General features: G+C 55.6%; 15 protein-coding genes. 8 read left to right on the top strand and 7 right to left on the bottom strand.

Annotated features, from left to right (window positions below; genetic code table 11):
• The first annotated feature begins 101 nt into the window (after positions 1–101).
• From WA429_RS18625 to WA429_RS18615, 3 genes are all read left to right on the top strand, one after another.
• Entirely contained in the window at positions 102–425 is a 324-nt protein-coding gene (locus WA429_RS18625; RefSeq protein WP_068518672.1) for a RebB family R body protein, read from the top strand.
• A 59-nt stretch (positions 426–484) separates the two neighbouring features.
• Positions 485–748 carry a RebB family R body protein gene (locus WA429_RS18620; RefSeq protein WP_068518673.1) on the top strand — a complete coding sequence of 88 codons (264 nt, stop codon included), beginning with the start codon at positions 485–487 and terminating at the stop codon, positions 746–748.
• Between the two features lie 75 nt (positions 749–823).
• Positions 824–1,402 (top strand): hypothetical protein, encoded by a 579-nt coding sequence (locus tag WA429_RS18615; protein ID WP_287466653.1) that lies wholly within the window; start codon positions 824–826, stop codon positions 1,400–1,402.
• Between the two features lie 83 nt (positions 1,403–1,485).
• Here the strand turns inward: WA429_RS18615 and WA429_RS18610 are convergent, their stop codons facing one another.
• The 3 genes from WA429_RS18610 to WA429_RS18600 form a co-directional block, all read right to left on the bottom strand.
• The gene (locus WA429_RS18610) at positions 1,486–2,790 is read right to left on the bottom strand and encodes an adenylate/guanylate cyclase domain-containing protein (protein ID WP_101247744.1); all 1,305 of its coding nucleotides are present in this window, start codon (positions 2,788–2,790) and stop codon (positions 1,486–1,488) included.
• 381 nt (positions 2,791–3,171) lie between these two features.
• Positions 3,172–4,794 (bottom strand): ATP-binding protein, encoded by a 1,623-nt coding sequence (locus tag WA429_RS18605; RefSeq protein WP_287466652.1) that lies wholly within the window; start codon positions 4,792–4,794, stop codon positions 3,172–3,174.
• Positions 4,791–5,516 carry a response regulator gene (locus WA429_RS18600; protein WP_068518677.1) on the bottom strand — a complete coding sequence of 242 codons (726 nt, stop codon included), beginning with the start codon at positions 5,514–5,516 and terminating at the stop codon, positions 4,791–4,793. The genes WA429_RS18605 and WA429_RS18600 overlap by 4 nt, the downstream gene beginning before the upstream one ends.
• A 206-nt stretch (positions 5,517–5,722) precedes the next feature.
• Between WA429_RS18600 and WA429_RS18595 the strand changes: the two genes are divergently transcribed.
• Complete coding sequence (locus WA429_RS18595; RefSeq protein ID WP_228196657.1) at positions 5,723–6,382, top strand: hypothetical protein; 660 nt, start codon at positions 5,723–5,725, stop codon at positions 6,380–6,382.
• Between the two features lie 198 nt (positions 6,383–6,580).
• Positions 6,581–7,075: a GNAT family acetyltransferase gene (locus tag WA429_RS18590; RefSeq protein WP_287466651.1), complete on the top strand. Its 495-nt coding sequence runs from the start codon at positions 6,581–6,583 to the stop codon at positions 7,073–7,075.
• Positions 7,076–7,104: 29 nt separating this feature from the next.
• Here the strand turns inward: WA429_RS18590 and WA429_RS18585 are convergent, their stop codons facing one another.
• Positions 7,105–8,898 (bottom strand): Na/Pi cotransporter family protein, encoded by a 1,794-nt coding sequence (locus tag WA429_RS18585; RefSeq protein WP_287466650.1) that lies wholly within the window; start codon positions 8,896–8,898, stop codon positions 7,105–7,107.
• A gap of 135 nt (positions 8,899–9,033) precedes the next feature.
• Here WA429_RS18585 and WA429_RS18580 point away from each other — a divergent pair, with 135 nt between their 5' ends.
• A complete protein-coding gene (locus WA429_RS18580) occupies positions 9,034–9,303 on the top strand; it encodes a TfoX/Sxy family DNA transformation protein (protein WP_181848960.1) in 270 nt (89 codons plus the stop codon).
• Positions 9,304–9,323: 20 nt separating this feature from the next.
• Here WA429_RS18580 and glpD read toward each other — a convergent pair whose 3' ends face one another.
• Together glpD and asnB are read right to left on the bottom strand one after the other, a co-directional pair.
• Positions 9,324–10,868 carry a glycerol-3-phosphate dehydrogenase gene (glpD, locus tag WA429_RS18575; protein ID WP_287466649.1) on the bottom strand — a complete coding sequence of 515 codons (1,545 nt, stop codon included), beginning with the start codon at positions 10,866–10,868 and terminating at the stop codon, positions 9,324–9,326.
• 253 nt (positions 10,869–11,121) lie between these two features.
• Entirely contained in the window at positions 11,122–13,062 is a 1,941-nt protein-coding gene (asnB, locus tag WA429_RS18570; RefSeq protein WP_114113544.1) for an asparagine synthase (glutamine-hydrolyzing), read from the bottom strand.
• A 300-nt stretch (positions 13,063–13,362) separates the two neighbouring features.
• Between asnB and WA429_RS18565 the strand changes: the two genes are divergently transcribed.
• Positions 13,363–15,066, top strand: a complete 1,704-nt coding sequence (locus WA429_RS18565; protein ID WP_068518683.1) for a methyl-accepting chemotaxis protein — start codon at positions 13,363–13,365, stop codon at positions 15,064–15,066.
• A gap of 51 nt (positions 15,067–15,117) precedes the next feature.
• Here WA429_RS18565 and WA429_RS18560 read toward each other — a convergent pair whose 3' ends face one another.
• On the bottom strand, positions 15,118–17,019 hold the full coding sequence (locus WA429_RS18560; RefSeq protein WP_287466648.1) for a sigma-54-dependent Fis family transcriptional regulator: 1,902 nt from the start codon (positions 17,017–17,019) through the stop codon (positions 15,118–15,120).
• Positions 17,020–17,383: 364 nt separating this feature from the next.
• On the opposite strand from WA429_RS18560, the gene adh reads away from it, so the two are divergent.
• Positions 17,384–18,904, top strand: a complete 1,521-nt coding sequence (adh, locus tag WA429_RS18555) for an aldehyde dehydrogenase (RefSeq protein ID WP_101247754.1) — start codon at positions 17,384–17,386, stop codon at positions 18,902–18,904.
• The last annotated feature ends 48 nt before the right edge of the window (positions 18,905–18,952 follow it).

Raw genomic sequence — 18,952 nt, 5'->3', positions numbered from 1 at the left:
GCAAGGCTCTCTTTTAAAAAGGCTTTCGAACCCGGTCACAAAACTTCGCATTACGCGTCTAAAGATGTGCGGTCACCCGGACCGCCTTTTCGGAGGATATCATGGCTATTCCAACCCCGGTGAACGGTCAGATTACCGACGCAGTTACCCAAAGCTCGGTCAGTGTTCTTGGATCTGCACCCGCCAATGCGATGGGCTCGATCTATCAAAGTGCCGCACATTCGACTTCGATCCTGTTCCAGAATGCGGTGCAGGCCCAGCAGCAGGCATCGATCTGTTCGCAGGCCGCCACCAATCAGGGCGTGATGCAGCTTTATTCGGTCAATACCATGGCCGGCGCCCAGGCCACCGCCAAACTTGGCCGGTCTGACAACGCCGACGCCTTGTTGACTCTTCTGGTTATTTTGGCAGCAACCCGCCGCTAGGCACCTGACCAGCCCGGTCTTTCTGCGGCCAGGCAACGGTCCAAACATGAGGGCGTGAAATGGCAGACAACACCCCTGTAAATGCACAAATCACGGACGCCGTGACACAGACCAACGTCAAGGTCCTTGGCGAGGCGCCCGCACAGGCCATGGGCCTTGTGTATCAGACGATGGCCCATTCCATCAGTCTGTCGATGCAAAACGCCATGCAAACCCAGGGCGGGCTGCAACAGATTGGCAATGCCGTCACATCAAGCGCGTGTCGCATGATCCTTGACAGTACCGGCGGCGGCATGGGCGGCAAAGGTGGCGGCGGCACCTGATCGGTGCCCGCAGGATCTGATGCCCACGGTTAGTGACAACAACGGCGCATTCATTCGCCCCGCAAGAGGTTCATGATGGCAGACGACGACAACACCAATCCCGACGCATCCAAAACCACAGATGCCGACAAAAATGCCGATACCGGTCAGGACAGCCAAAAGGACGGAAATCCGCCCGCCGGCGAAAATGGCGGCGCAAAAGCCGCCGGTGATAAATCCTCAGGCGACAAATCCGCAGACGGCGGATCGGGCGATGATGGTGACAGTTCTGACAAGGGCGGCTCAGGGGGCACAAACAACACCCCACCGCTCAGCACCGCACTCAATCCCCAGATCGTTCAGGCAGTGGGCACCACAAACCATGCGGTTCTGAACGGGGCATTTCCCGGTGCAAACGGCGTTGCCTATCAGAAAGTCGCCCAAGCCGCGGCCTATGCGGTTCAGGATTCCACCGATTATTTGCGCAATATCATGTCAATGGCATCCGCCACGACCGGTGTCGCCATGCAACAGATGCTGGTCAAAAAGGAAGTGTCGCCCTATGCCGATATCATCAAGGCTGCGACACAGGCGGTAACTGATGCCCAAAAGACATTTTCCAATGTCGGTGAATCAGCAAGCAGCGTTGTGAAGGATTTCGACAGTCTTGCCTGACAACGTTCCATCCGGGGAAAAAGACAAAGGCCAGTTCATCACATTGATGTACCGGCCTTTTTCATGTTCGCATTCAGGCGGGTTTAGCCCGCGCGCATCAATTCGATCCGGTGGCAGGCTTCGGCGAAATCCGGGGCGAACAGTTTGACGCTGACACCGGTTCCTTGCAGTTCATAAGCCCCCATTTCCTGTGTCGGACAGGAAATGAACCGCGCGACGGTCTGACTGACCAGAACACGTTTGCCAAGCTGCTTGGTCAGCTGTTCGATCCGGGCGGCTTCGTTGGCGGCCTGCCCGACCACGGTGAAATCAACGCGTTCGGACACACCGACATTGCCGTAAATCACATCACCGACATGCATGCCCAGTCCGTAATCAAAGGGCGGCTTGCCTTCTTCTTCGCGCTTGGCATTCAGGCTATCGATATTGATCTGGGCTTCGGCCGCGGCATAAAGGGCCGCAAGACAGGCTGTTTCAAGATTGTTTTCATCATCGCCGATCGGGAAAATCGCCAAAGTCGCATCCCCGATATAGCGCAACACCTGCCCGCCATGTTTAAGCACCGCCCCCGCGGTTGCGGAAAAGAAATCATTCATTTCACCCAGAAAGGCATCATCGCCAACATGGGTGGCAATCGAGGTCGAATTGCGCATGTCCGAAAACCAGATCACCGCCCGGGTTTTGGTGCTGTCACCAAGTTTGATCTGACCGTTGCGCACCCGCGCACCGGCATCAGATCCCAGATAGGTTTCAAGAATGGTACTGGTTTCTTCGTGGTTGATCCGCATTTTACACGACACGGCAAAGCGGCGCTGGATACCCGACAGAATTGCCAGATCCTCGTCCGAGAAACCGCTGGGTCGACGCGTAAGGTAGGTCATGAAGATGCGGTTGCTATCAAGCGTGCTGTCGCGGTCTGTGACAAACGGGGTCATCAGTGCGTAATAGTCCGTGCCACGATTGCGGCGGAAACTTTCAAGAACCGGGAAATCGATCACCGAACTTGGCCCGATCAGATGACGGCGCATGAAGCTGACATCGTTATCCAGCATCCATTTCATCGGGCTTTCGGCCCAGTCCTGATCCTGATCGCCCACCCCCATATGGGTTGAGCGTTCGACCTGACCGCTTTCCTTGTTCCAGATATAGGAAACCCCTTCGTAAAGGGGATGAAGCGTTTTGAAAGCAACCATGACACGGTCAATCGGAATGCCCGATGCGACAAGGCGACTGACCATCCCAGCAAGAAGTTCGCTGATGTCGGTATCATCAAGCGCGCATTCCATCAGCCAGTCATTGACCGAACGCACAAAACCGCGCGCGGCCTGGGCCGAATTGGTCCCTGGCAGCGACGTCACGACCGCTGAATCCTGCTGGTTATTGTTCATTGTTCGCTCCGTCCGTTTACACGCTTATTTTTGCATCGCCAGGGTTGCACTTCATCCAAAGGCCAGATTGATCGCCAAACTGTTTGATCCGACCTGCTTGAAACCTGTCGGCCGTCAAAGCCGTGTTTTGCCCGGATGCACCGGTTTTATCGCGGGCACGAACAGCATCCTATCATCTTTTGACGGCTCTGACGTCATCTTTGCCATTGGATCAAGTGCAAACCCTACATAGAACAGCAATGCCAATTCGCAATTATTGATTTGGAAACAATCTATTTCCCGGCACACAAATGACTATTGGTCATTAAAAACGCAAGGGCAAATTGTCAAAAATTCTTAACCCTCTGAAACCGCTTGGATTACCGGCTGCCCGATCGTGATTTACACCCCGGTTTCGGTTCGGGCCGGTGGCAGATAGATACGGGCCAGAAGCCCGCCTTTTGGCGCATCTTCAAGATATATCTCCCCGCCATGGGCCCGGATCGCTGTTCGCGCGATTGCCAGACCAAGCCCGATACCGCCAGTGTCACGATTGCGTGATTCTTCAAGCCGGAAGAACGGCTCAAACACCTGTTCGCGTTTTTCGACCGGAATACCCGGCCCGTCATCGGCAATTTCAATCCATAAGCCGCCATCATCGGCATCACACACGGTCACTTCGACATGCTTGCCAAATCGCAGGGCATTGGACACCAGATTGCCAAAGGCCCGTTTGACCGATAGCGGTCGACAGGGATAAACCCGTGGTGCCCCATCCCCGACAAATGAAATCGCCCGCCCGGTTTCGGCCAGATCTTCAACCGCGGATTCCACAAGTGCGGTCATATCGATCTTGCGGGTGTCCTCGTTTGCCGTTTCCTCACGGGCAAAGGCCATCGCGGCTTCGACCATTTGCTCCATCTCATCAAGCGTTTCGATGATCCGCGCCCGGTTTTCAGGATCGTCGACGAATTCGGCCCGCAATCGAAGCGACGTGATCGGTGTACGCAAATCATGCGAAATCGCCGCAAGCATGCGTGTGCGATCCTCGACAAATCGTTTGAGACGCGCTGTCATGCGGTTGAAGGCCTTGGCCGCCCGCCGGATTTCAATCGGCCCGGTTTCAGGCACCGGTTCGGGATAATCGCCGCGCCCCACCCGATCGGCCGCACGCGCCAGAAGCGCCCAGGACCGGGAAATCCGCCGGGTGATAAAGAATGTGATCACGGCAATGACAAGGGCCGACAAGGCAACCCGCAACACATTGTCAAAAACAAACCAGGGCGGGGGCATGACCCCGCCAATCATCGCTTCAAGCCAGACTTGCGGCCGGGCGTTATCCGCACGGTTTTGTAGGGGCTCAGTTGTGGTCGGGGCATCATCAATCATACCGTCTTCCGACGTTGATCCGACCGCGGTGAAAATCGGCACGGCGATCTGCATCACCGGTGCGACATGGCAGTCAAACCGTTCCATATAGCGCAATTCCCAAGGGGCTGCGCGGTCGTCATGGAAATGATAATCGCCATTCTTGCCCGATGGGCGTGCCGGGTTCTGATCGCGTTTCTGATCAAGAAAGGCTTCCTTGGCGTTGCGCAATGTTTTGCGTTCGCGCCAGCATTCGTCTTCGGTCAGGATTTCCACCCGTGCGGGCACAGGTGCCTGCGTTCCCGAACCGGTGGCAAGGAATTCATTCAACCGGCTGGTCAGGCTGTCGGGAATGTGCCCGTCCGAGGCCACAACCCCGGTTTCCTCAACCAGCCGCAAACGGGTTTGCGGTGACTGGGCAACCCGCAGCACATCGCGCCAGTTTTCATGCGGTGTGGTGGTCAGAATGCGCGAAATTGCCGCCACACGCGACAGCGCATTGCCCCGGCGTTCCGATGCCAGCGCATCACGACGTTCATCGGCCAGCATCACGCCCAGCACGATATGGGTCAGAATGATCGCGCCCAGCAACAGACAGACAAGCTGTGCCGTCAGGCTTTGCGGCCAAAGACGTTTAAGCAGGCGGCGCTTGGTCATTTTTCGACCACCTCGCAGGTGAACATATAACCGCCACCCCAGACCGTTTTGATCAGGGTCGGATTTTTTGCATCTGCCTCGATTTTCTTGCGCAGGCGACTGACCTGATTATCGATGCTGCGATCAAACGGTACGGCTTCGCGCCCGCGCGTCAGATCCAGCAACTGATCCCGGTTAAGCACCATGTTGGGATGTTCGACAAAGGCGCACAGCAACCCGTATTCCCCGGCACTCAGCGGCAGCACCACGTCATTGGCATCGCGCAATTCGTGCCGTGTACGATCCAGAACCCAGCGGTCAAACCGTACTTCACCGCCCGGAAGCGGCCCCTTGCGCCCGACAGGAAGACTTTGCGCCCGGCGCATCACCGCCTTGATCCGGGCCAGCAATTCACGCGGATTGAACGGCTTTGCCAGATAATCATCCGCCCCCATTTCAAGCCCGATGATCCGGTCGGTTTCTTCGCCAAGGGCCGTCAACATCACCACCGGCACATCATAATTTTCACGCAGCCAGCGGCACAGGCTAAGCCCGTCTTCGCCCGGCATCATCAGATCAAGAACAATCAGATCAGGCGAAACATCATCAGCCATCATCTTGCGCAACTCGCGCCCGTCCGATGCCAGCGACACCCGGTATTCGTGCTGACGCAAATAACGCCCCAGCAAATCGCGAATATCGCGGTGGTCATCGACAACAAGAATGTGGGGCTGGTCGCTCATATACGGTCCTGTCATTGCAACGGTGTTCTCAGCTTACCTTAGCGCGTTGGCAATTGGGGCAAAAACGCCAATTTGTATCAAATTGTCGCATTTCCCGGTTTTGGCAAATCTTGCGACCAATTTGATGTTTACCGGGGATCATTTCGCGACAATCATCGGTGATAACGGACCTCAGCAAACGATCCCCCAACGACACGAGGTTTACGATGAAACGTAACAACAAACTCAAACTTGCAGCTGTCCTGATCGCATCTGGCGTGATCGCAACCCCGATTGCCGCCGCCCAGGCTGGTCAGGCTGGCCATGGTGGCCCGGGTGAATGGTCCATGTTTGGTGGTGATCATCATGGTGGCAAATTTGATGGCGACCGCGGTGATCATCGCAAAGGCGGAAAATTCGACCGCGAAAATCGCGAACGCGCAGTTCCCCTAACCCCGGCCGAGGCACGTATTCTGATTGATGCCATGCTGCTTAAAACCGGCACGATCGACCTTAAGACCGGTGATGCCCTGATGGCAGAAGAACCGGGCAAGATCGACGTCCTTGTGGTCAATGCACAAGGCGGCGTGGTCGAAGTGGTCAAGTTTGATGCCAAAACCGGGCGCATGGACCGTGATGAACGTCATGATTTGCGCAAATTGTTGCCGCGCCCGGACAAGGCCGAACGTTACAACCGCAAATTCACCGCCGATCAGATGAACCTTCTGGCCAGTGCGATGGTGATCCGGTTTGGCAATGGTGAACTGAAACTGGGCGGCCTGGCTGAAACGCCGCGCGGCACCTATACCGCGACCGTAACCAATCAGGCCGGCGACATCGTTCGTGAAATGGAACTCAGCAGCGTGACCGGCCGCCCGATCAGCTAAGCCGTACGCAGATAACGACCCCACCCCGGTCCGGGGCCTTCATTCCCAACCGATGCTCCGGACTTCCCCAGCGCCCCCAAGGTTTCCCCCTTGGGGGCGTTTCCTTTTTTACATTGATCTGTAACGGTTTTGCATTTGACCGCCATTGATAACGCCCCCATTGTTGCCAATTAGAAACTGCGCCCCGAAAGAACCACCATGACAACCACGACCCAAACAACCCAAACACCCGCCCCCGCAGCCAACCCCAAAGCCGCCCCGAGAACCGCAACACTGGAAGACATTCCCGCCCTTACGCAGCTTTGGCAGGATACCGGGCTTTATCGCCCCTATAACCCGCCGGCATGGGATGTGCGATTTGCGATCGAGGCAACGGACGCGACACTTTTCGTCTGGGAAGATAACAGCAATAACATCATCGGTTCGGTAATGGCCGGTCATGATGGTCATCGTGGCTGGGTATATTATCTGGCGGTTGCCCCGTCCGTTCAGAAATCGGGACTTGGCCGCAAATTGATGGATATCGGCGAAGGCTGGTTGCGCGATCAGGACGTCTGGCGCATGCAATTGATGGTGCGTTCGGAAAACAGCAGGACACAGGATTTCTATCGCCATCTTGGCTATCGCGCGCTTGATGTCACGGTGATGCAAAAGGACATCGACACCCCGCCGATCGAACGCCCGGAACTGTAACCGGGCGGTTTGACCCGACCAAACCGTGATCAGAATGTTTCAGGCAATGTGACTGTTGGCGGTGATTGCCCATCATCGCCAGCAACCTTGTGCCCGTCGAGCCCCGAAATCGTGACATGGGCGATGCGGCATGCCCGCTGAAACAGCCGGTTGATCCGTTCAACCAGTGCGACATTGATGCGATAACACCGGATATCGACATCGCGCGGCCCGATCGCGTCACTGATCCGGTGCAATGTCACTTCCATCTTTGCGCCAAATTCCTGATCACGGGCCAAAACCGCCCTTGCGGTTTCCATATCATCCCCCGAATAGGCAGTCAGCGCCTGTTTCAGACAGTTTTCGGCAATTTCAAACAGTTCCGTGATCTGGGCGCGGCGTTCTTCGGACGGGATCTGGCGCAAATCCATCAGTTCGGACACCAGTTCGACCATTTCCTCGGCGACAAGATCGCCAACCGCTTCAAGATGGTTACTGACTTCAAGCTCGTTCTGAAGCCGATCAAGTTCACCGGGCAAAAGTTCGGATCGGCGCATTTTGCTGGCAAACAGGGCAATCGCGTCCTGCAGGCTGTCCACCCCGTCATCAAGTTCGGCAATTCTTTGCAATTTCCTGCTGGTCGGCTTGCGCATGTTTTCGCGCCCGCGGCGCACCACATCGGTCACGATGTCGCCCATATGGATGACCTCGTTGCGCAATAGTGCAATCGCGGCGGCCGGTGTATTGGTGACTTCTGCCATCAGATATTTCGGGCTGGGATCAAGAGGCGGATCAATCACCGTTTCCGGTGGCACGATCTTTTCGATCAGACGGGCGATCCATGGCACAAAGGCGATCATAAGGATCACATTGGCGATATTGAAAATGCTGTGCGCATTGGCGATTTCGCGTGCGATATCGGTTTGCCCGCCATTGGTCGCAAATGAAATATCCGTCACAAATTCGGACAATTGCCCAATAAACGGCAGCCACAAGAAAACACCGCCGACATTGAACAGAACATGGCCGATGGCGGTACGCAGGGCATCGCGCCCCTTGCCGATTGTCACCAGAAGTGCCGTGACACAGGTGCCGATATTCGCCCCGAAAATAAGGGCAATGCCGCCATCAAGTGTCACAAGCCCCTGCCCGGCAAGAACGATGATAATGCCGGTCGTCGCCGCACTGGATTGAACAAGGGCGGTAAAGAACGCCGCGACAATGATTGCCAGAACCGGGTTTTGCATCTCGGCCATCAGATCGATGAAGGGCGGATAGGTGCGAAGCGGTTCCATCGCATCGCTCATCATGCCCATGCCGAAAAACAGCATCCCGGTGCCAAGGATCGCCTTGCCCGCCATCGCAACGCGTTTGCGGGTTGCCATCATGGTCAGTCCAAACCCGATGGCCATCACCAGCGGCGCAATCGCATCAACCCGAAAGGCAATGATCTGCGCGGTCAGGGTACTGCCGACATTGGCCCCCATGATCACGGCAATCGACTGGGCAAAGGGCATCAGGCCCGCGGACACAAAGCCCACCACCAGAACCGTGGTCACACTTGACGACTGAACAAGACCGGTAACCAGTGCGCCCGAAAGCACCGCCATAAAGCGGTTGCGCGTCATTTTCGACAGGATAAATCGCAACCGCGCCCCGGCAAGGGTCTTGAGCGCGCTTGCCAGATGGTCCATCCCGTACAGAAAAAGTGCCAGACCGCCAACCAGCCCGACCATCATCGCCCCGGTTTCAAGCGGCACAAAATCGTCTGCGGCCTTTGCAACCGGAATGGTCAAAAGAAGCAGGATCGCACTTGCGATAACGGGTTTGAACAATGCTGTCATCAGGGGACCGGTCAGGGTAATCGGTTGAAAACAAACCGACCATACAGCAGATTATTCACACTGTCAGGTGCCAGCACGACCAGTGAAGACATGCCCAACGCCATGTGCACGCACCGCCCCGAACAAAGGAAAACCATGCGCAATATCGGTCCGACATCGTCACGTGAATTGCGCGAAATCGGGATTGAAAACCGCGATCAGCTTATGGCGACCGGTATCGTCGAAGTCACGCGCCGCCTGTTGTTTCGCTTTGGCGGTGAAAGGAAAATCAGCCTGAACTACCTTTATGCGCTTGAAGGTGCGATCCATGACCGGGACTGGCGCGATATCACGCCTGCCCGCAAACAGGAACTGCGCGCATTGCTCGACACATTGCGTGAAGAACTGTCAAACGCGCAGTCCTGATATCCGCCTTCGAACCCGGCCTATTCGGCTGCGACCGACCTGGGATCGGCGTCGATCTGTGCCAGGCGATTTTCAAGCGCGGCAATCTGTTCGGAGGACAGACGCAAACCAAGCTTTGACCGCCGCCAGATCAGGTCATCGATCTTGCGCACCCATTCATGATCAATCAGATAGCGCAATTCGGCTTCATACAGGTCATGGCCGTAACAGACACCAAGATCATCGATCTTTGTCGCAGTTCCGATGATCATGTCGATGCGCGTGCCATATGCGCGCAGCAGGCGCTTTAACAGGCGGTGATCGATCCAGTCATATCGATTGGCATAATGGGCAAATGCATCATCAAAGGAAGCATTGGGGAAATCCCCGCCCGGAAGCGGTTCTTTGGCCGTCCAGGGCGCATCGCGGGTGCCAAGCTGACGGGTAATGATCTGAAGCGCATGTTCGGCAAGCTTGCGATAGGTGGTAATTTTACCGCCAAAAACATGCAAGGCCGGGGCCGCACCACTATCGGCTTCGAGTTTCAGGGTATAGTCACGCGACACCTTGGACGCGTTTTCACTTTCGCCATTGCCGGCATAAAGCGGCCTTACCCCGGAATAGGTCCAGACAACATCGTCGGATGCCACCTGCTTTTTGAAATAACCGCTGGCCAGTTTGCACAGATAATCGATTTCGTTCTGATCAATTTTGACCTTGGCCGGATCGCCGGTGAAATCAACATCGGTGGTGCCAATCAGGGTAAAGTCATCCTGATAGGGAATGGCAAAGACAATGCGCCCGTCGCCATTCTGGAAAATATAGCAATAATCATGATCAAACAGCTTGGGCACCACAATGTGACTGCCCTTGACCAAGCGGATATTGGCGCTGGTTTTTGATTGCACCACACCATTGTCCGGATTGATCAGATCGGCACACCACGGGCCCGCCGCATTGACCAGCATCCGCCCGGAAACCTGGCGTTCCTGACCGCTTTGCTGATCACGCAGGGAAACCTGCCAGTGCCCGTCGATCTGTTTTGCGCCGACACATTCGGTCCGCGTCAGGATATCAGCCCCGCAATTTTTGGCATCAATGGCATTGAGAACCACCAGACGCGCATCATCAACCCAGCAATCGGAATAGACAAAGCCCTTGGTCATCCCGTCCCGCAGCGGCGCACCGGAAACGTGATTGGCAAATGAAATGCCTTCGGATGCCGGAAGCTTTTTACGGCCGCCAAGATGGTCATACAGGAACAAGCCAAGGCGGATCATCCAGGCCGGACGCAAATCATCGCGATGAGGCAGAACAAAGCGCAACGGCCAGATGATATGCGGTGCATTACCAAGCAGCACTTCACGTTCGGTCAACGCCTCGCGCACCAGACGGAATTCATAATGTTCGAGATAGCGCAACCCGCCATGGATCAGCTTGGTGCTGGCCGATGATGTTGCACTGGCAAGATCATCCTTTTCACACAGCAAAACCTTAAGCCCGCGCCCCGCCGCATCGCGCGCAATACCGGCACCATTGATGCCGCCACCAACAATGATCAGATCGTAATGTGCAGTCTCAGCCATGCGGGGCCTCTTTCAGCAAAAAGGAATCTCTTTCCCGCTAAAATATTTCATTTTCGAAAATTTTCAAGTTTCGAATTGTGACATTTATTCGACGCAGCCATGTCCGAGAAACATGCCACCGCCACATTGGGCCGGATAGCCAGCGCAAAATGATCAAAAGTTCATTTTTGAAACAAATTGAAAAACCCCGCCTGAAATTCAGGCGGGGCGCTCATCAAAGATTGGATACGGGATGCGGAAATTGATCGTTCGATCAGGCCAACCAGCGTTTCTGCCAGTCAGACAGCATGGAAATCGTCCAAAGCTGATGGCCCCAGTTGCGCTTGCCGCTCATATGTTCCTGCTGCAATTTTTCGATCTGGCGACGATCAAGGCCGAAATCGTTATAAAGTGCGTCATTGGCCAAAAGATCGCCCATCCATTCGCGCAACGGCCCGCGAAGCCACTGTGCCAGCGGCACACCAAAACCGGTTTTCGGCCGGTCGATCATTTCGCGCGGCACATATTTATACAGGATCTGACGCAAGGCATGCTTGCCCACCGATCCGTTCATTTTAAGCCGTGCGGGCAAACGCCAGCCAAATTCGATCACGCGATGATCGATAAACGGTACGCGGACCTCAAGCGAATTGGCCATTGATGCCCGGTCTACCTTGGTCAGGACATCATCGACCATATACATCATCGTATCCATGACCTGCATGGACGAGACATAATCAAGATTGCGGTTGCGACAGAACTTTTCGCCCGGCACGCGGAATTTCTTGCGGGTGGAACGGCTGCCCAGAAGTTTGTCGGTATCAAACAATGACAACAGCGCATGATAGCGATCAATATCATCACGGATCGCCAGAAGCGGTGCCGCCTTGTGGATTTTATCGCCAATCGCGCTGGTCGAAAGCTTGCCGGGCACCAACCCGACCAGATTGTCCCACTGTTCGGGCGACAGCATGGTCAGCCCGCGCGACACCAGCGACGCCCCGAACGGAATACTGCCCGCCGCCGCACTAAGCTGCTTGGCCCAAAGATAGCGCGTATAACCGCCAAATGTTTCATCGCCGCCATCACCCGACAGGGCAACCGTGACTTCCTTGCGCGTCAGGGCCGAAATCAGATAGGTCGGGATCGCCGAACTGTCAAAGAACGGCTCGTCATAGGTTTCCGAAAGTTTCGGCACCAGATCCAGCGCATCCTGGGGCGTGACGTAAAGTTCCGTGTGATCGGTCTTGAGATGGCGCGCCACTTCCCCGGCAAAGGCCGCCTCGTTAAAGGCTTCGTCCTCGAACCCGACCGAAAATGTTTTGACCGGCCGATCCGAGACCGACTGCATCAGGGCAACGATGGTCGATGAGTCAATCCCGCCAGACAAAAACGCGCCAAGCGGCACATCGGCCACCATGCGACGCTGAACCGCATCGCGCAGCAAATCTTCAAGTGCATCGATCGCACTTTGATCATCGCCGCTCCAGGCGTGCTTTTGTCCGTTCAGAACGGCGTCTTCGACCGACCAATAGGCAAATTCGGTTGCCTGATCATGCGATGACACTTCCAGAATGTGACCGGGTTTGAGCATCTTGGCATGCGAATAGATCGAAAGCCCCGATGGCACATAGCCAAACCGCAAATAGGCTTCCAACCCCGAACGATTGACTTCGCGTGAAATCGCATTGCCCGCCAGAAGCGCCTTTACCTCGGACGCAAAACCGATATTGCCTTCATAGCGCGACCAGTAAAGCGGCTTGATGCCAAGCCGGTCGCGCACAAGGGTCAGCTTTTTGGTCTGCTTGTCCCAAAGTGCGATGGCAAACATGCCAATCAGGCGTTTGACCGTATCGCGCACCCCCCAATGGGCAATGCATTCAAGGATGACTTCGGTATCGGAATGCCCGCGCCAGGCGACTTGGATATTGGCAGCGGCAAGTTTTTCACGCAGTTCGGGCGCGTTATAAATTTCGCCGTTATAGACCATGACATAACGGCCATTGGCCGAATGCATCGGCTGTTTGCCGGCATCGGAAAGATCAATGATTGCAAGACGGCGCTGCCCCAGGGCCAGCCCGTTTTCCTGATCAACCCAGACATCGCCGCCATCGGGACCACGATGATGCAACGCAGTGTTCATGCGCGATACAGCATCGCCCAATCCGCTTGCGTCACTCTGTCCAGACAGCCATAAACCGGCAATTCCACACATAAAACAATCCTGTAAAACCCTGCCGATACTTAAAACAATAACGGCCCATTCTACAATCAAAACATTTGGATATTGACCGGAAATGATCGGTCAAAACCGTTTTTGCCATTGCCTCCTATTCCACAGGGTGAAAACGGCAAAACAGACTGTGCAATGACGACGCAGAGTTATGATATCGTCACCGGACCTACAACCAATAATATACTGCCATCCAAACGCACGCGGTCACGTCGACATAGAATTGAAGCCTGAAAAACAAGATGACCCGGCAGAGATAGCAGATCATGGAGTAACGTCCGGATGAACGCTTCGAAGAAACAGGTGTCGCTTTCACTTGGCCAACGACAGATCATCAGTTATGTCGCGATCCTTGCACTTATGAGTATCCTGACAACGATTTCCGTCGTTCTTGTAAATCAGATCAACACATCCTTCACCCAGATCACCGACATCAACGGGGTCAAGCAACGCTACGCCATCAATCTGGGCGGCAGTGTGCAGGACCGCGCCATTGCCGTGCGCGACATGGCACTGGTCGCAAGCCAGGATGAGGTTGACGCCACAGTCGCCATCATCAATGAACAGGCCGCCATTTACGCCGAGGCCGCCCAGGGCATGGCCGAAATCCTTTCTGCCGAACAAACATCATCGGATGAGGAACAGCAGCTTTTTGCTGAAATTCAGGCGATTGAAGAACGCGCAGCCCCCATCATCGAAAAGGTCGTCGGCCTTCGCAAGGCAGGTGAATTTTCATCGACAATCAACCTGATCAACGCAGAAGCCGCACCGGCCTTTGCCGACTGGCGCGCCAGCATCGATGCACTGATCGAACATGAAGAAGCCAAAAGCCAGTTGATTTCCGTATCGGCCAGAACCGTCGCCAGCAACTTTTCGATTGTCATGATCGGCATGCTGGTGGCCTCGCTTGCGATCAGTATCGTTTTGATCATCTGGAACATCCGGGCCATTGCCCCGCTTCGCGGACTGACCACCGGGATGCTTGAAATTGCCGAGGGCAAGCTTGACACCGCCATCCCGGAAATCACCCGGCGCGATGAAGTCGGCGATATCGTCACAGCCGTCAAGGTATTCCAGAAAAACGCGATCGAACGTCGCGAAATGCGCGCCAAGGAGGCCGAACTTCAACGCGCCCAGGCACAACGTTCCGAACTTATGGAAAAGCTGACCAAGAACTTTGAAAACACGACCGGCGATCTGTTGGCTGATGTTGGAATGGCCCTTGAAAAGCTGCGCAATTCTGCTTCCACACTTGGCCGCACCGCGGAAACAAGCAAGGCACGCGCAAGTGATGCTGCATCTGTCGTATCGGAAGTCGCCCATAATGCGGAATCTGTTGCGTCTGCTGCCGAGGAACTTACCGCATCGGTATATGAGGTCAGCCAGCGCATCGCCCAGTCGCGTGAAACCATGTCGCGGGCTCAAAACGAAGCCAACAGCACCAATGAAAAAATGTCTGTCCTGGAAACATCGGCTGACAAGATTGGCGAAGTCGTCAAACTGATCACTGATATTGCCGGACAGACCAATTTGCTTGCACTGAACGCCACCATCGAAGCCGCACGTGCCGGTGATGCCGGCAAGGGCTTTGCCGTTGTCGCCAACGAGGTCAAAAACCTTGCGTCACAGACCGCACGCGCAACCGATGAAATCTCCGAACAGATCGCCACGGTCCAATCGGAAACCCGTGATGCGGTTGCCGCCATCCGCGAAATTGTCGAAACCATTGGCGTGATCAATGACGACACGGCCGGCATTGCCGATTCAATCAATCAGCAAAGCAACACAACGACTGAAATTTCGTCGAAAATCTCAAACGTTGCGCAAAACACCCGCGATGTTGCCAGCAACATTCAACAGGCAATGGACGCCGCCGATGAAACCGATGCGGCTTCCGGTGATGTCAGGGCCGCCACCGCAAGCATGGAAGAACGCGCGCAAAAGCTCGATCACTCCGTGAAGCAGTTCTTGCGTGATATTGCCTGACATCATTGGGGACACTGAAAGCGAACGGTCAGGACATCAGGGCATCACGCCCTATCCTGACCGTTCTATTCCCAGTCGCGCCATGCGGCGATAAAGCGTGTTGCGCCCGATGCCAAGGGCCTTGGCCGTGTTGCTGATATGCCAGTGATGACTTTCCAGAAGCTGGCGCAAGGCCCCCTGTTCGGCCTGCTCGATACTGTCGCGGGCCGACAATACGGGTTTTACGACCTCAACCCGGAAATCATCGGGCAAATGATCACGTTCAATAACGCCATGGTCGGCAAAGACGCTGGCATATTGCAATACATTGATCAGTTCGCGCACATTGCCCGGCCATCGATGACGGGTCAGAAGATCAATCACCGCGTCAGAACACTGCACATAATCGTTCGACAACCCGGCCAGCAACCGCCCGATCAAATCAACAAGATCACTGCGTTCACGTAACGGCGGCACGGCCAGACGCGCCCCCTTGATCCGATAGAGCAAATCTTCGCGGAATTTCCCGTCCGCCACCGCTTGGTTCAAATCGACATTGCTGGCACAGATCAGACGGAAATCAACTGCTACCGACTTGGTACTGCCAAGCGGTTCGACCGTGCGGCTTTCAAGAACCCGCAATAACCGCCCCTGTGCAGAAAGCGGCATATCACCGATTTCATCAAGGAACAAAGTCCCGCCATTGGCTTCGCGGATGCGCCCGCCAAACCCGTCGCGCGCCGCCCCGGTAAAGGCCCCGCCCGCATGACCAAACAGTTCGTTTTCAATCAATCCTTCGGGCAGTGCGGCACAATTGATGGCGACAAAATTTCTGGATTTTCCAAGGGTTGCTTCATGGATATGGCGCGCCAGATATTCCTTGCCGCTGCCGGTTTCGCCCGACATCAGGATATTGATATCGCGCGCATGAAGGCGCACACCGATATCGTAAATCCGGCGCAGGGCAGGATCGCGATCGGCAATTTGTGCGGCCGGTTTTGCTGCCTTTGGCGCCCTTGTCGTGATCGGGGTCGATCGCCCGACATAGCGACGGCGCATCCGTTCGGGCATGGTGACAGACCCGAACAAAACCCCGCCCCCGGAAATATTCAACGCGGTCGCCGGGGCCGCCCCCTGATCCTGATTGGCAAATTTCGACAACAGGTCATCCACATCCATTTCAAACATCTGCGCAATGTCTGTGGAATTGTTTGCTGCCGCCAGAATACGGCGTGCGGTTGATGTCGCACCGCTGATCGTGCCATCGGGTGCGATCGATATCATCGCGTCACGGGTTGATCCGACATGGCGTGCTTCTGGATGAAGATGCAGGATCACGTCACCTGCCCGTTCATCAAAAAACAGGATACGTTCAAGCGCATCGGCATAATCGGCCACCATGCCGCGCACGCGCAGGCAATCGGTGCGTTTGATATCATCGCGTACTGCCGACACATCAAGAACCGAACAGACCTTGCCATCCGGGTCAAAAACCGGGGCAGCCGTGCAGGTCAGCACCGAATGCTGGGACAGGAAATGCTCGTCCTTGTGGATGGTGATCGGGCGGCCTTCGACGATACAGGTGCCGATACCGTTCGTGCCTTCGCGTTCCTCGCTCCAGACTGCACCGGGCAAAAGCCCGTTGGTCCGAAAGGACGGCAACAGCGAATGGGCGGCAACACTGTCAAGGATCACGCCGCTATTATCGGTCAAAAATACCGCATAGCCCGACGCATCGATCTTGCGATACAGCGTGCGCACCAGATCATGGGCATGATGATAAAGCCGCCCGTTGCGATCACGCAGTTGCCGGGTCTGGCTTTCGGATATGACTTCGGGACGGCGCAAGGTGTCATGAGCCAGCCCGAACCGTTGTTCACACCGTTGCCAGCTTTCAAGCACCGCACGATTTTGCGCACCACCGCTGAGTTGCAGTGCCGCTTCTATCCGTCCGCCGGGAATGTTTCCTGACATAGACGCTATCTCCCTTGTGTCGGTGTTTTGTCCGGAATTTTCCGGTCGCGCAGCTTTTGCTGCATCCGATCACAGGGGCAATCCTACCATATGGCGGGGCCCCTACGCCAAACAGTTTCGCTGGAAAAATCCCCCGCAATCAGCAGTGTTCCATTTTTGGAACACTTTGCGCCACCTGTTCACGACTGTTCCGCGATCCCGCAGCCGTGCATCCCGCCCCCGGATACAGACAACCAACTGAAATAAAGCACTTTCCACAAAGTCCTGGCTGTTCGGATCAAAGTGGCACGACCTTTGCGGATAAGGCGGCGTCACAATCAAAAAGCGGGCGAAAAAATCGCCTGTCGATCTCGGAGGAACCAAAATGATCTACAAGAATCCAAATGACGCCGGCAGTCCGGTCAGCTTCAAGGGCCGTTATGAGAACTTCATTGGCGGCGAATGGGTCGCCCCGGCCAAGGGCCAGTATTTTGAAAATGTGTCGCCGGTGAATGGCAAACCGTTCTGCGAGGTCGCCCGTTCCAGCGCCGACGATATCGAAAAGGCGCTTGATGCCGCCCATGCCGCTTTCCCGGCCTGGGGCAAAACATCGGTGACCGAACGCGCCAACATGCTCAACAAAATCGCCGACCGCATGGAAGCCAATCTGGAAATGCTGGCAGTCGCCGAAACCTGGGACAATGGCAAGGCCGTGCGTGAAACGCTGGCTGCTGACATCCCGCTTGCGATTGACCATTTCCGCTATTTCGCCGGTGCCATCCGCGCACAGGAAGGATCGCTGGGCGAGATTGACGACAATACGGTCGCCTATCACTTCCACGAACCCCTTGGTGTGGTTGGTCAGATCATTCCATGGAACTTCCCGATCCTGATGGCGGTCTGGAAACTGGCCCCGGCATTGGCGGCTGGCAACTGCGTTGTCCTGAAACCCGCAGAACAGACCCCGGCATCAATCTGCGTTCTTTTGGAACTGATTTCCGATCTGATCCCGGCGGGCGTGGTCAACGTCGTTCAGGGCTTTGGTGTTGAAGCCGGCAAGCCGCTTGCGCAAAGCAACCGCGTTGCCAAGGTCGCCTTTACCGGTGAAACCACCACGGGCCGCCTGATCATGCAATATGCATCGGAAAACATCATTCCGGTGACCCTGGAGCTGGGTGGCAAATCGCCAAACATCTTCTTTGAAGACGTCATGGCCGCCGATGATGATTTCCGTCAGAAAGCCGCCGAAGGCATGGCGATGTTTGCCCTGAACCAGGGGGAAGTTTGCACCTGTCCGTCGCGCGCCATCATTCAGGAAAGCATCTATGACAAGTTCATGGATAACGTGCTTTCGCGCGTTGCCAGTATCAAACAGGGCAACCCGCTTGATACCGATACCATGATCGGTGCGCAGGCCTCGACCGAGCAGATGGAAAAGATCATGTCCTATCTCGACATCGGCAAGCAGGAAGGCGCACAGGTTCTGTGTGGTGGCGACAAGGCCGATCTTGGCGGCGATCTTGCCGGTGGTTTCTATATCCAGCCGACCATCTTCAAAGGTCATAACCGCATGCGGATTTTCCAGGAGGAAATCTTTGGCCCGGTTGTATCCGCCACCACGTTCAAGGACGAAGCCGAAGCCCTTCACATCGCCAATGACACGCTTTATGGCCTGGGTGCCGGTGTCTGGACGCGCGATGCAAACCGTTCCTACCGCTTTGGCCGGGAAATCAAGGCCGGTCGTGTCTGGACCAACTGCTATCACCTGTATCCGGCCCATGCGGCCTTTGGCGGTTACAAGCAGTCGGGCATCGGCCGTGAAAACCACAAGATGATGCTGAACCATTATCAGCAGACCAAGAACCTGCTGGTTTCGTATGATCCGAAACCGATGGGCTTCTTCTGATCGCGCAATGATCGCGGCCGGGCGCATGGCCTCCCCTGTGCGTCCGGT

The sequence above is a fragment of the Thalassospira sp. CH_XMU1420-2 genome (assembly GCF_037029325.1).
Classification (GTDB): Bacteria; Pseudomonadota; Alphaproteobacteria; order Rhodospirillales; family Thalassospiraceae; genus Thalassospira; species Thalassospira povalilytica.
The sequence above is the reverse complement of the archived record's forward strand: the minus strand, read 5'-3'. Positions and strand labels throughout refer to the sequence as shown.